Origin of the sequence: Arthrobacter sp. 131MFCol6.1 (genome assembly GCF_000374925.1) — a bacterium.
In the GTDB taxonomy this organism is placed as follows: Bacteria; Actinomycetota; Actinomycetes; order Actinomycetales; family Micrococcaceae; genus Arthrobacter.
In genome coordinates, this window is record NZ_KB895541.1 from 733,640 (window position 1) to 746,286 (window position 12,647).

A 12,647-nucleotide genomic window follows, 5' to 3' on the forward strand; every position below is an offset into this window, starting at 1 on the left:
GCGCACACGCTCCCGTGATTAGATAGCTGGGTGTCAAACCAGAATCTGCGCCGCGACGAGGCCGCGGCCCGCGCCGCCCTCATCACCACTCACAGCTACGATGTCTCCCTCGACGTCCGGCAGGCGGCCGACCCGAACGTCGCCGGCTACACGAGCCGCAGCATCATCTCCTTCTCGGCCAGCGAACCCGGGGCGACGACCTTCGTGGATTTCATCGCCGGCAGCGTGCACAGCGTCTTCCTCAACGGCAAGGGGCTCGCCGTCGCCGATGTCGTGGACGGATCCCGGATCCGGCTTGAGAACCTGCAGCCGGAGAACCAGGTCACCATCACGGGGACGGCCCTGTACAGCACCTCTGGTGAAGGCATGCACCGCTTCGTGGACCCCGCCGACGGCCAGTGCTACCTCTACACGCAGTACGAACCCGCCGACGCCCGCCGGGTGTTCGCGAACTTCGAACAGCCCGACCTGAAGGCCGAGTTCACCTTCCACGTCATGGCCCCCTCGGACTGGCAGGTGTCCTCCAACGGGGCGGAGGTGCTGCGCACCCAGCTCACGAGCGATCCCGCCACGAGCCGCTGGGACTTCGCGCCCACCAAGGCGATGTCCACCTATATCACCACCGTCCTCGCCGGACCGTACTTCAAGGCAGAGGACACCTGGCGCGGGACACTCGGCGACGGCACCGTCCTGGACGTGCCGCTGGCGCTCTACTGCCGCGCCTCCATGGCCGCGTCCTTTGACACCGACGCCCTGTTCCGACTCACCAGGAACGGGCTGTCCTTCTTCAACGAGCTCTTCGATTTCCCCTATCCGTGGGGCAAATACGAGCAGGCGTTCGTCCCCGAGTACAACCTCGGCGCCATGGAAAACCCCGGCCTGGTGACCTTCACCGAAAGCTACGTCTTCACCTCCCGGGCCGCCGACTCGCAGTACCAGGCCCGCGCCAACACGCTCCTGCACGAGATGGCGCACATGTGGTTCGGCGACCTCGTCACCATGAAGTGGTGGGATGATTTGTGGCTCAAGGAATCCTTCGCGGACTACATGGGCACCCTCGGCGTGGACCGGACCACGGACTGGGACACGGCCTGGGTGAACTTCGCCAACAACCGCAAGGCGTGGGCCTACGTCCAGGACCAACTGCCCACCACGCACCCCATCGTCGCCGACATCCCGGACCTGGAAGCCGCGAAGCAGAACTTCGACGGCATCACCTATGCCAAGGGCGCGTCGGTGCTGAAGCAGTTGGTGGCCTACGTCGGGTTCGAGGCCTTCATCGCCGGGTCCCGGCAGTACTTCCGGGACCACGCCTACGGCAACACCACCCTCGCTGAACTGCTGGCCGCCTTGAGCGCGGCGTCCGGCCGCGACCTCAGCGAATGGGCCCGCCAATGGCTCCAGACCTCCGGCATCTCCACCCTGTCCAGCGAGATCACCACGTCCACCGAGGACACCAGCGCGTTCAGCTCCGTCGCGGTCCTGCAGGACGCCGTAGATCCCGCCAACGGCCGGCAGGAGCCCCGGCCGCACCGCCTGCGGATCGGCCTTTACAATTTTGACGACGCCGGCGCCCTGGTTCGCACGGACAGCGTCGAGACCGATATCCGCGGTGCCAGGACCGACGTGACCGCGCTGGCCGGCAAACCGCGGCCTGCGCTGCTGCTGGTCAATGACGAGGACCTCAGCTACGCCAAAGTCCGGCTGGACTCGCGTTCCGAGGCCACTGTCCGCGGCTCCCTGGACAAGCTGGAGGACCCCATGGCGCGGGCGCTGTGCTGGACGGCGCTGTGGGACTCGGCCCGCGATGCCGTCACACCGGCCGCCCTCTACGTCGACGCCGTCCAGCGCTTCGGACCCGCCGAGCCGGGTATCGGCGTCCTCCTCAACGTGCTGGGCAACGCCTCGACGGCGGTGGAACGCTACGTGCCCCGGGGCCAGCGGGACGCCGTGCGCCACGGCTTCCTCACCACGGCCGCCGAACAGCTGCAGGCGGCAGCGCCGGGTTCCGACCAGCAATTGGCCTGGGCCCGGACCCTCGCCGCAACCAGCCGCTACGACGCCGGCCGGCTGGACCTGCTCCGGGGCATCCTGGACGGCAGCACCGTGATCGACGGCCTTGCGGTGGACGCCGAACTGCGCTGGAATCTCTGGCATGGCCTGGCGGCCAACGGCCAGGCCTCACAGGAGCAGCTCGACCAGGAACTCGCCCGGGACAACACGGCGGCAGGCAAGTCCGGGCACGCCACCGCCCTCGCCGCCCGCCCCGAGGAGACCGTCAAGGCAGCCGCCTGGGAGGCCGCCGTCCACGGCACCGGTCTGTCCAACCAGCTCCTCGGCGCCACAATTGCCGGGTTCAACACCGGCGCGGCCTCCCTGTTGGCCGGTTTCATCGACCCGTACTTCGAATCCCTCGAACACGTCTGGGCGGACCGCAGCATTGAGATCGCCAGCCGGATTGTCCGCGGCTTCTACCCCGCGGGACAGGACCTGGACGGCGGAACGCCCGAAACCAACGCCGTGATTGTGCGCACCGACCATTGGCTGGCCGCCCACCCGGATGCGCCGCGCGCCCTGCGCCGGATCATCATCGAACAGCGCAGCCAGCTGCACCGCTCCCTCACTGCGCAGGCCCTGACGGTACCGGCCCTGGCGGCGCACGCTCAGGCTGCGAACCCACGATAAACCCGCGATCGATTGCTCCGTAGCCGCCCTTCTGGCGGCCCAGCACGGCAGTTGGGCCCACGCCGGCAGGGTTCCCTGGCCGAGCTTGCGAGGCGAGGGGCCGCTAGGGGAAGGGCCGTTAGGGAACGGGCCGCTAGGGAACCCTGTGCAGCCACTCCGTGGTGCCGAACTTGGTCTCCACGCGGCGGCGGGCTGCCTCCAGCTCGGCGTCGGTGAGGACCGAGGGAGTTGCGCCGTAGCGTTCGGCGAAGACGTCCATCATCGCTGCAACGATTTCGGCGCGGGCCAGGCCGGTCTGGCGGCGGAGCGGATCGACGCGCTTCTTGGCGCTCCTGGTGCCTTTGTCGGACAGTTTCTCCTTGCCGATCCGCAGCACCTCCACCATCTTCTCGGCGTCGATGTCGTAGCTCATGGTGACGTGGTGCAGCATCCCGCCGTTGGCGAGCCGCTTCTGCGCGGCCCCGCCGATCTTGCCGTGCTCGGTGGCGATGTCATTGAGCGGCACGTAGAAGGCGCTGATGCCGACCTTTTCCAGGGCCGCCATCACCCAGGCGTCCAGGAAACGGTAGGAGTCAGCAAAGCTGATGCCGTCCACGAGGGTCTGCGGGAGGTACAGCGAGTAGGTGATGCAGTTCCCGGCCTCCATGAACATCGCTCCCCCGCCGCTGATCCGCCGGACCACGCTGATGCCGTGCCGGGCCACGCCTTCGGGATGGAGTTCGTTGCGGACTGACTGGAAGCTGCCGATCACCACGGAGGGCTCCTCCCAGTCCCAGAACCGCAGGGTGGGATTGCGCCGCCCGGCGCCCACTTCCTCGGTCAGGACCTCATCCAGGGCGACGTTGACGTGGGTGGGCAGGACGGACGGGGCGATGATGTTCCAGTGGTGGTCCGCCCAGCCGGTGGCCTTCGCCAGGGCGCGGCGGACGGTGACGGCGACGGCGTCGGCGGAAAAGCCGAACAGCACGGTGCCTTCGGGCAGCGCCGCCGTCACGGCGTCCGCGATATCCGCGGCGCTGGCGTCCATGGGCAGCCCGGTGAGCGCCCGGTTGATCTCCGGGAGCGCCTCGTCGGGTTCGAGGAAGAAGTCCCCGCTCAGTGAGACGTTGGCCAGGACGCCATCGACGACGTCGAAGTCGGCGACCACGAGCTTGCCACCCGGGACCTTGTACTCGCCGTGGTGGCGGCCGCCGTCGTCGTCGGTGCTGGGAGTGGTGGCGGCGGGATGGGAAGTCATGACCTCCATCCTGCCGCATGCGGCAGGGAACCCGGGAAACCGGAACCCGGTTAGCCGGAACAGCAGCAGAGACGCAGAAAGCCCGCACCGTTGCCGGTGCGGGCTTTCCATAAGACCTGGGGGAAGAAGGTTACTTCTTGCCGCCGAAGCCCTTGAAGCGAGCGTTGAAGCGCTCGACGCGGCCTGCGGAGTCCATGATGCGCTGCTTGCCCGTGTAGAACGGGTGGGACTCAGAGGAGATTTCGACGTCGATGACCGGGTAGGTGTTGCCGTCTTCCCACTCGATGGTCTTCGAAGAAGACACGGTGGACTTGGTCAGGAACTTGACGCCGGAAGCCAGGTCGTTGAAAACAACAGCTTCGTACTTCGGGTGAGTATTAGACTTCATAATTGGACCTTTGTTCGCACAACTGGATTTTGCCAGTTGCCAGGTATGAATGGGATGGCCGGCGGAAAGCACCGGACGGCCAGCTATCAATCATAGCCGATCCCCGGACCGCTGACGAACACCGTTGGCGCACGTCAGCGCGGCGCGGCCGCCGCACGATCCAGGTCGCCTCAGTCCTTCGGGCGGAGCTCCCAGAACGCCACCGCCGACGCCGCGGCGACGTTGAGCGAATCGACGCCCGGGCGCATCGGGATCTTCACGGCGAGGTCGACGGCGGCCAGGGTTCCTTCGCTCATGCCCGCGCCTTCCGTGCCCAGCACCAGGGCCAGCCGCTCCGGGCGGCGGGCTGCGAGCACGTCGAGGTCCACCGCGTCATCCGTCAGTTCCATGGCCGCGACGGTGAAGCCCTGCTGCTGCAGGACGGCCAGGCCTTCCGCCCAGTCCTCCAGCCGGGCCCACGGCACCTGGAATACGGTGCCCATGCTGACCCGCACGCTGCGGCGGTAGAGCGGATCCCCGCAGCGCGGCGAGACCAGGACGGCGTCCACGCCCAGGGCTGCGGCCGAACGGAAAATGGCCCCGACGTTTGTGTGGTCCACGATGTCCTCCAGCACCGCAACCCGGCGGGCTCCGGCGAGGAGGTCCGCCAGCGGCACCGGGGCGGGCCGGTGCATGGCGGCCATGGCGCCGCGGTGCAGGTGGAAGCCGGTGATTTCCTCCAGCAGCGCCGCGGAGCCGATGTAGGCCGGGACGTCCGGGAACTGCTCAAAGACATCGGCGAGGTCCCCGGCCCACTTCTCGGCCAGGAAGAAGGACCGCGGCCGGTGCCCGGCGGCCAGGGCCCGGCGCAGGACGCGGGAGGACTCGGCGATGTACAGGCCCTCGGCGGGTTCCCGGACTTTGCGCAGGTGCACGTCCGTGAGCTGCGTGTAGTCCGCAACCCGCGGGTCGTCGGCGGATTCGAGAAAGTGAAAGGTCACGGGCAGGTCATTCCTGTGAGGCTGTTGGAAGGGGCTATTTGAACAGGTTGGCGATCATGAATCCCAGTGCCACCAGGCCCAGGGTGAAGATGACCCCGCGCAGGACCGCCGGGGAGAGCCGGCGCCCCACCTTGGAGCCAATCACGCCGCCGATCAGGGAGCTGACGGCGATCAGCCCGACCACGCCCCAGTCGATCCGGTCGAAGGCGAACAGGAGGTAGGAGGCGGCGGCCACCACGTTCACGCCCAGGACCAGGAAGTTCTTCATCGCGTTGGCGTTCTGGATGGTCCCGGTCATGAACACGCCCAGGATGCCGACCAGCAGGATGCCCTGGGCCGCGACGAAGTAGCCGCCATAGACGCCGGCGAGGTACACCAGCACCACCAGCAGGACACTGTGGCGGCGGTCCCTGATCGCGTGCTCGGGGTTCTCCTCGCGGTTCCTCACCCACCGCTGCAGCCGCGGCTGGAACACCACCATCAGCAGGGCCAGCACGATCAGGACGGGGGCGGCGTAGTAGAAGACCTTCTCGGGCAGGTGCAGGAGCAGGTAGGCCCCGGTGACGGCACCCAGCAGCGAGGCCGGCAGGAGCCGGAGCAGCTGCTTGCCGCGGCCTTCGAGTTCCTTCCGGTAGCCCCAGGCGCCGGTGGCGTTGCCGGCCACGAGCCCCATGGCGTTGCTGATGGAGGCCGTGACGGGGGCGTAGCCGAGGGCGATCAGCACCGGGAACGTGACCAGGGTGCCGGATCCGACGACGCTGTTGATGGTGCCCGCCCACAGCCCGGCGAAGAAAATGAGGGCGCTATTGAGGAGCTCCACGCGCGGTCAGCGGCCCCGTCAGCGGCTGGCGGTCGCGGTGTACCGGCCCGCGTTGACGCTGACGTCCAGCGGCAGGCCAAACGTTTCACTCAGGTTTTCCGCCGTGAGGACCTCCGGCAGCGGGCCGGAGGCCACCACGCCGCCGTCGCGCATGAGCATCGCGTGCGTGAAGCCCGGCGGCACTTCTTCGAGGTGGTGGGTGACCAGGACGATCGCCGGGGCGGCGTCGTCGCGGGCGAGTTCGCTCAGGCGCTGGACCAGGTCCTCGCGGCCGCCGAGGTCGAGCCCCGCGGCCGGCTCGTCCAGGAGCAGGAGCTCGGGATCGGTCATGAGGGCGCGGGCAATCTGGACGCGCTTGCGCTCCCCTTCGGAAAGCGAGGCGAAGGGACGGTTGAGCAGCGGGCCCATCCCCCACTCGTTCAGCAGCCCGAAGGCGCGCCGCTCGTCGTCCTTCTCGTAGCCCTCGCGCCAGCGGCCGGTCACGCCGTACGCGGCGGTGACCACCACGTTGAGGACCTTTTCGTGCTCGGGGATCTGGCTGGCCAGCGCAGCGGAGGACAGGCCGATCCGGGGGCGGAGCTCGAAGACGTCGACGGCGCCGAGGACTTCCTCGAGGATGCCCGCCATTCCGGACGTCGGGTGGATGCGGGCCGCGGCCAGCTGGAGGAGTGTGGTCTTGCCGGCGCCGTTGGGGCCCAGGATCACCCAGCGTTCGCCCTCCTTGACCTGCCAGTCGACCTTGTCCAGGAGCGTCTTTGCCCCGCGTACAACACTGACCCCGGCCATTTCAAGAACATCACTCATAGGAGTAGACACTAGGACAAAAAAGCGGACGACTGATAACCGGCGCCGCGCCCTGCCGTGGAGCGTCACGCGGCGCCTGCCGGGGCGCAACGAATTCGGGCCGCCCGCCGCCCGCTCGCTAGGATTGAGGCCATGAGTTCGAACGTGACCGCAGTGAGCTACGGCCTGAAACTGTCCCTTCCCGACATCCAGCGGCTGCGTTCGCTCCTGACGGCCGCCGGGTTGGGCGTCGGGGCGGAAACCCGCACCGGCGACGCCCGCTTCGAGGTGTATGCGGCGGACTGCGCGCTGGATGCCCGCTTGGACGGTGCGCGCCGCGCGCTGGCGGCCGCCGGCATCGAGGGCGTCGACACGGCGCTGGTACCGGCAGCATTGCGCAGCGCGCCGCGGAAGTTCCTCATCATGGACGTGGACTCCACCCTCATCCAGCAGGAGGTAATCGAGCTCCTGGCCGCCTACGCCGGCAAGCGCGAGGAGGTGACGGCGGTGACCGAGGCGGCCATGCGCGGGGAGCTGGACTTCGCCCAGAGCCTGCACGCCCGGGTGGCGGTCCTCGCAGGGCTGCCCGCGGACGTCGTCGAGTCGGTCCGCTCCGAGGTCAGGCTGACCGAGGGCGCCGCCGAGCTGGTGGCGGCGTTCCAGTCCGCCGGCCATGCCGTGGCCGTCGTGTCCGGCGGTTTCAACCAGATCCTCCGGCCGATCGCCGAAGACCTGGGTCTGCACTACTGGATCGCCAACGAACTCGAAATCGTCGACGGCGCACTGACCGGGAAGGTGCTCGGCGACGTGATCGACCGGGCGGCCAAGGAGAAGTACCTGCGCGAATGGGCCGCGGCCGAGGGCATCCCGATGGAACACACCATCGCCGTGGGCGATGGCGCCAATGACCTCGACATGCTGGGCGCGGCCGGGATCGGCATCGCCTTCAACGCGAAGCCGGCCGTCCGGGCTGCCGCGGACGCCGCCGTCAACCTTCCCTATCTCGACGCCGTGCGGTACATCGCGGGAGTCTGATGCATTAACCGAGAAGGCACGTCCCGGCAATGCTTAGTGAAAACATTGCCGGGACGTGCCTTCTCGACGCGCCATTCCGGCGCTTGGCGGCCTGTCCCTAGCTGGAGCTCGTGTCCGCTGCCTGCTCTGCGGTCTTACCGAAATAATCCGCACCGCCGACGTATTCGGTGTGGCCGGTTTCGACGTCGGCCGAGGCCATCTTGGCGACCTCCGCGGCAAACTCCTTGACCGAGTACAGCTTGCCGGCTTCTGCACGGCGGGCCTCGATGGCGCCGGGGTTGGACCGGTCAAGCAGGGTGGCAGTGACGGTGCCCTCGATCATGTCGCCGGAGACCACCACGAGGGTGATCCCCTTGTCCGCCAGGCTCGGGACGAGGGCGCGGAGTGCGTCCTCGCCGGCCCGCTTGCTGCGGGCCACGGGCTCGTACTCGGGCATGGTGGGCACCGTGTCGATGAAGTGGGCCTGGTGGCTGGTCACGAAGACCACGCGCGAGCCTTCAGGCATGAGCGCGACGGCGGCGTTGAGCATGTTCACCTGGGCGTCGCGGTTCAGCTTCAGGGCGTAGCCCTCTTCCATGCCGGTCTCCATGCCGCCGGAGGCGTTGAGGACCAGGAGGTCGAGCGAGCCGAAGTTCTCCATCGCGGCGCTGGCCAGGGCCTGGACGCCTTCCTGGGTGGTCAGGTCCGCCCCGACGGCCGCAGCACGGCCGCCGTCGGCTTCGATCTCGGCGACAACCTTGTTGGCGCGCGGCGCCTTCTGGCGGTAGTTGACGACGACGGCCGCACCCTCGGCGGCGAGAATTTTGGCCACTTCGGCGCCGATTCCGCGCGACGAACCGGTCACGATCGCTGTCTTGTTCTCCAGCAGTCCCATACGAGCTCCTTTGTTCCAAACGTCCAAATACTGTGGGTCTGCAATCCATCATGCCAGCGGATCACGCCATTACAGTTGTTCAGCATCCACAAAGAAGCCCCGGCAGTGTAGTTCCGCCGTGCCGTGCCGGAAAGGCGCCGCGGCCGTTAGGAGCCATGGCGGGAACGTGGCGGCGACCGGGTCAGCCGCGGTCGATCCGGATCTTCGTCGTCGCTTCGCCGGTCACAACCTTGGGTGCCGGTGCGCGGACTTCCAGGACGCCGTCCTTGTACGTGGCGGTGATGTCTTCTTCCCTCACCCCCGCGGGCAGCGCAATGCTCCGGGCGGCCCGGCCGTAGCGGAACTCCGAGCGGTAACCGTCCTTGCTCTTGTGCTCGGACGACTCCCGCCGCTCCACCGCAATATTGAGCACGCCCTCGCCGACCGAGACGTCGACGTCCCGGTCCGGGTCGATGCCCGGCACTTCCGCCCGCACCACCAGGGTGGTGCCCTCCTGGAACTGTTCGATCTTGATCCCTGGCGCTATGGACAGATCACCGTCAAGGAAGCGGCGGACCGGTTCCAGCATGTCCGAGGGCGTCCATTTGCTGAGATCACTCATGATTTCCTCCTGCGTCCACGCCCCTGCCACGGCATGGTCAGGGGCTGTGAGCCCATTACACGCTCCCGAAGCCCCGGAGCCAAGGGCAAAAAGGCCCGGCGCGGAAAACTGCGGGTCCCTTTGTCGCCGGTTGCCGTTGCGGCGGATAGAACACAACGGACGACGGCGGAAGCCGCCGTCGTCCGTTGTGTTCTATCCGCTATGTCAGGAGGGCTCCGGCGTGGTCCGGGCTAGTGGCCCATTCCGAGGCCGCCGTCGACCGGGATGACCGCGCCGGAAATGTAGGACGCCTCGTCGCTTGCGATCCAGCGCACGACGTTGGCGACCTCGGAGGCCTCGGCGAAGCGGCCGGCGGGAACCTTCGTCAGGTAGTCCTTCTGCGTGGCCTCGGGCAGCTCGGCCGTCATGTCGGTGTTGATGAATCCGGGCGCGACCACATTCGCGGTGATCCCGCGCCCGCCGAGCTCGCGGGTGAGCGACCGGGCGATGCCCACCAGGCCTGCCTTCGAGGCAGAGTAGTTGATCTGGCCCGGCGCGCCGTACAGGCCGGAGACGGAGGAAATCAGCACCACACGGCCCTTGCGCGCCCGGATCATGCCCTTGGATGCGCGCTTGATGACCCGGAAGGCGCCCGTGAGGTTCGTGTCGATCACCGAGGTGAAGTCGTCTTCGCTCATGCGCATCAGGAGCGTGTCCTTGGTGATGCCGGCGTTGGCCACGAGTACTTCCACCGGGCCGTGCGCGGCTTCGACTTCCGCGAACGCAGCGTCAACCGAAGCTTCGTCCGTGACGTCCGCCTTGACGCCGAGGATACCCTCCGGCAGCGACGATTCACTGCGGAAGGTCACGGCCACTTTGTCGCCGTTGGCCAGGAAGGACTCGGCGATGGCCAGGCCGATCCCGCGGTTTCCGCCGGTGATCAGAACGCTGCGGCCGGTGGTGGATGTGTCAGTCATATGGGGCTCCGGGATTCTGCGGCAGGGAGGGCCGCGCTGGGGGCTGGATTTTTCCTGCCTCCGATCTTAGCGCCCGGTTCGCTTCCGTTTGGGCGGCTCCGCCGATGGTGAGAGAATCGAAGTAAGCCTTGGGAGCGTGATCTGACAGCCGTGACACTCAAAAACCGACCCGGTGCGCATGTACCCGGGAGGCCGGACTCCGAGTCCGGCGGTACCGAGGTGCACAGCATCACCGACGCCGCTGCTGCCCACTCGGACGAGATGCACCAGCGGATGGTCAAGTACGCCGTCGCCATGGGCATCCGCATGGTCTGCCTGATCCTGATTTTTGTCGTGGATGGCTGGTTCAAGCTCCTGCCGATTGCCGGCGCCGTCTTCCTGCCCTGGGTGGCCGTGGTGATCGCCAACGGCAGCGACAAGGCGGAAATCCACAGCGACTCGCTCCTGGACTACGCTCCGCTCGCAGAGCTGGACGCCCCGGACACCGCAGAGCCGGCCGGGCAGGATATCGATGACGGCGCAGACGGCGCGGGGACGCTGCTGCAAGGTGAGCTGATCGAAGATGAGAACGACGACGACCACGGACGGGCAGCTTCATGAACCTCTTTGACCTGGCCGGGACCGGTGGCGACACCGCCGCGGCCCCCGGCACCGTCTGCTCGCGGAAAGCCTGCCGCGCGGCGGCCGAATGGCAGCTGCTGTGGAACAATCCCAAGATCCACACCCCGGAGCGGCGCAAGATCTGGCTGGCGTGCGGTGAGCACCGGGCCTGGCTTGAGGACTACCTCCAGACGCGCGGCCTGTGGAAAGAGACTGTGGTCCTCGGCGCCGAGACCGTCCCCCTCCCCGGAGCGACCGCCCCGCTCGACCCGTCAGGCAGGATCGGCTGAATGTACCGCTTTCTCTTCTCCAGTAAATGGCTGGGGTACTTGTTGCTGGCCGCGGTCTTCGCTGCCGGCTGCGTTGGGCTGGGCCGGTGGCAGATGGACCGCCGCGCCGAGACCCTGGCCGAAATCAACCGGGTGGTCTCCAACTACTCGGCCACCCCTGTGCCGTTCGCCGGGGTCCGGGACGAGTTCAGCCGGCTGGACCCGGAGCGCGAGTGGACCCAGGTGGAACTGAAGGGCAGCTACGACGCCGCCGGCCAGCGCATCGTCCGCAACCGGCCGCTCAACGGCCAGCCCGGCTACGAGGTGGTGGTTCCCTTCAAGCTCCAGACCGGCGAAACCGTGGTGATCGACCGCGGCTGGCTGCCCATCGGCAACAACACGCCGGGACGGCCCGACTCGGTGCCGGCCCCGCCGCAGGGTCCGGTGACGGTGGTCGCCCGCCTCAAGCCGGCCGAGCCCGAGCTGCAGCGCGGCGCCCCTGACGGCCAGCTGGCCTCGATCGACCTCGCCGCCTATTCCGCGCAGCTGGGCTACCCGCTGCTGACGGGCGCCTACGGACAGCTGGCATCAGAGTCGCCGTCGGTGCAGGACATGCCGTTCCCGTTCCCCAAGCCGACCACCGATGAAGGCACCCACCTGTCCTACTCCCTGCAGTGGTTCGCGTTCGGCGTGCTGATGTTCGTCGGGTTCGGCTACGCGGCCAGGCAGCAGGCCCGCAACGCCGCGATCGACGCGGAGGACGCCGAAGCCGAGGCTGCGGCCGGCGGATTCCTGCACTCCAGCGGCCCGGCCGTGCGGCGCCGCCCCGCTCCGCGCAAGCGCAAGAACGCGACAGCGGAAGAAGAGGAAGACGCCATCCTCGACGCCCAGGGGTTCTAAACCATGAGCCCTGAGGCATATCCCCGACCGGTGGCAAACGTCAAGCGTGCCCTTACCGCCCTCGGCGCCCACGACACCGTCACAGTGTTCGATTCAAAAGTCCCGACGGCGGCAGCAGCGGCCGCCGCGCTGGGCTGCGACGTCGCGGCGATCACCAACAGCCTGGTGTTCGACCTCGAGGGCACCCCGCTGCTCATCCTGGCCAGCGGCGCGGCCAAGGTGGACGTCCGCAAGGTCGCGGACCGGCTGGGCGCGGGCAAGATCCGCCGGGCCTCCCCCGAGTTCGTCCTGGCGCACACCGGCCAGGAGGTAGGCGGGGTCGCCCCGGTAGGCCACCCGGAGAAGATCCGGACCCTGCTGGACGAGTCGCTGTCGGCCCACCGCGTGCTCTGGGCAGGGGCAGGGGACCACAACTCGATGTTCTCCATCAGCTACGAGGACCTGCACCGGATCACGGGCGCGGAAGAGATGCCGGTCCGCTGACCCGACTGACTCGCAGCAAAGGCCGTCGTGAGCGCT

14 protein-coding genes are annotated in these 12,647 nt (G+C 68.0%); 6 read left to right on the forward strand and 8 right to left on the reverse strand.

Annotated features, from left to right (window positions below; translation table 11 throughout):
* The first annotated feature begins 30 nt into the window (after positions 1–30).
* Positions 31–2,685, forward strand: coding sequence for an aminopeptidase N (gene pepN / locus C566_RS0103515; RefSeq protein ID WP_018772951.1), 2,655 nt, complete (start codon positions 31–33; stop codon positions 2,683–2,685).
* A gap of 133 nt (positions 2,686–2,818) precedes the next feature.
* On the opposite strand, the gene C566_RS0103520 is transcribed toward pepN, so the two are convergent.
* The 5 genes from C566_RS0103520 to C566_RS0103540 all read right to left on the reverse strand — a co-directional run bounded on the left by C566_RS0103520 (position 2,819) and on the right by C566_RS0103540 (position 6,914).
* Entirely contained in the window at positions 2,819–3,922 is a 1,104-nt protein-coding gene (locus tag C566_RS0103520) for a lipoate--protein ligase family protein (RefSeq protein ID WP_018772952.1), read from the reverse strand.
* A 130-nt stretch (positions 3,923–4,052) separates the two neighbouring features.
* Positions 4,053–4,310: a type B 50S ribosomal protein L31 gene (locus C566_RS0103525; protein ID WP_018772953.1), complete on the reverse strand. Its 258-nt coding sequence runs from the start codon at positions 4,308–4,310 to the stop codon at positions 4,053–4,055.
* Positions 4,311–4,480: 170 nt separating this feature from the next.
* Positions 4,481–5,290 carry a TrmH family RNA methyltransferase gene (locus tag C566_RS0103530; protein ID WP_018772954.1) on the reverse strand — a complete coding sequence of 270 codons (810 nt, stop codon included), beginning with the start codon at positions 5,288–5,290 and terminating at the stop codon, positions 4,481–4,483.
* Positions 5,291–5,324: 34 nt separating this feature from the next.
* Positions 5,325–6,110 (reverse strand): sulfite exporter TauE/SafE family protein, encoded by a 786-nt coding sequence (locus tag C566_RS0103535; protein ID WP_018772955.1) that lies wholly within the window; start codon positions 6,108–6,110, stop codon positions 5,325–5,327.
* A gap of 18 nt (positions 6,111–6,128) precedes the next feature.
* The gene (locus tag C566_RS0103540) at positions 6,129–6,914 is read right to left on the reverse strand and encodes an ABC transporter ATP-binding protein (protein WP_026266341.1); all 786 of its coding nucleotides are present in this window, start codon (positions 6,912–6,914) and stop codon (positions 6,129–6,131) included.
* Between the two features lie 132 nt (positions 6,915–7,046).
* Between C566_RS0103540 and serB the strand changes: the two genes are divergently transcribed.
* Positions 7,047–7,928, forward strand: coding sequence for a phosphoserine phosphatase SerB (serB, locus tag C566_RS0103545; protein WP_018772957.1), 882 nt, complete (start codon positions 7,047–7,049; stop codon positions 7,926–7,928).
* A gap of 97 nt (positions 7,929–8,025) precedes the next feature.
* Here serB and C566_RS0103550 read toward each other — a convergent pair whose 3' ends face one another.
* The 3 genes from C566_RS0103550 to fabG all read right to left on the reverse strand — a co-directional run bounded on the left by C566_RS0103550 (position 8,026) and on the right by fabG (position 10,359).
* Positions 8,026–8,802 carry an SDR family oxidoreductase gene (locus tag C566_RS0103550; protein WP_018772958.1) on the reverse strand — a complete coding sequence of 259 codons (777 nt, stop codon included), beginning with the start codon at positions 8,800–8,802 and terminating at the stop codon, positions 8,026–8,028.
* A gap of 181 nt (positions 8,803–8,983) precedes the next feature.
* Complete coding sequence (locus tag C566_RS0103555) at positions 8,984–9,403, reverse strand: Hsp20/alpha crystallin family protein (protein ID WP_018772959.1); 420 nt, start codon at positions 9,401–9,403, stop codon at positions 8,984–8,986.
* A gap of 230 nt (positions 9,404–9,633) precedes the next feature.
* Positions 9,634–10,359 (reverse strand): 3-oxoacyl-ACP reductase FabG, encoded by a 726-nt coding sequence (gene fabG, locus C566_RS0103560; RefSeq protein WP_018772960.1) that lies wholly within the window; start codon positions 10,357–10,359, stop codon positions 9,634–9,636.
* A 150-nt stretch (positions 10,360–10,509) separates the two neighbouring features.
* Here fabG and C566_RS0103565 point away from each other — a divergent pair, with 150 nt between their 5' ends.
* The 4 genes from C566_RS0103565 to C566_RS0103580 are packed head-to-tail and all read left to right on the forward strand — an operon-like array spanning position 10,510 to position 12,611.
* A complete protein-coding gene (locus tag C566_RS0103565) occupies positions 10,510–10,959 on the forward strand; it encodes a DUF3099 domain-containing protein (RefSeq protein ID WP_026266342.1) in 450 nt (149 codons plus the stop codon).
* Positions 10,956–11,249 carry a hypothetical protein gene (locus C566_RS0103570; protein WP_018772962.1) on the forward strand — a complete coding sequence of 98 codons (294 nt, stop codon included), beginning with the start codon at positions 10,956–10,958 and terminating at the stop codon, positions 11,247–11,249. Before C566_RS0103565 ends, C566_RS0103570 begins: the two co-directional genes overlap by 4 nt.
* Entirely contained in the window at positions 11,250–12,128 is an 879-nt protein-coding gene (locus C566_RS0103575; protein ID WP_018772963.1) for an SURF1 family cytochrome oxidase biogenesis protein, read from the forward strand.
* A 3-nt stretch (positions 12,129–12,131) separates the two neighbouring features.
* Positions 12,132–12,611, forward strand: coding sequence for a YbaK/EbsC family protein (locus tag C566_RS0103580; RefSeq protein ID WP_043465694.1), 480 nt, complete (start codon positions 12,132–12,134; stop codon positions 12,609–12,611).
* Positions 12,612–12,647: the final 36 nt, after the last annotated feature.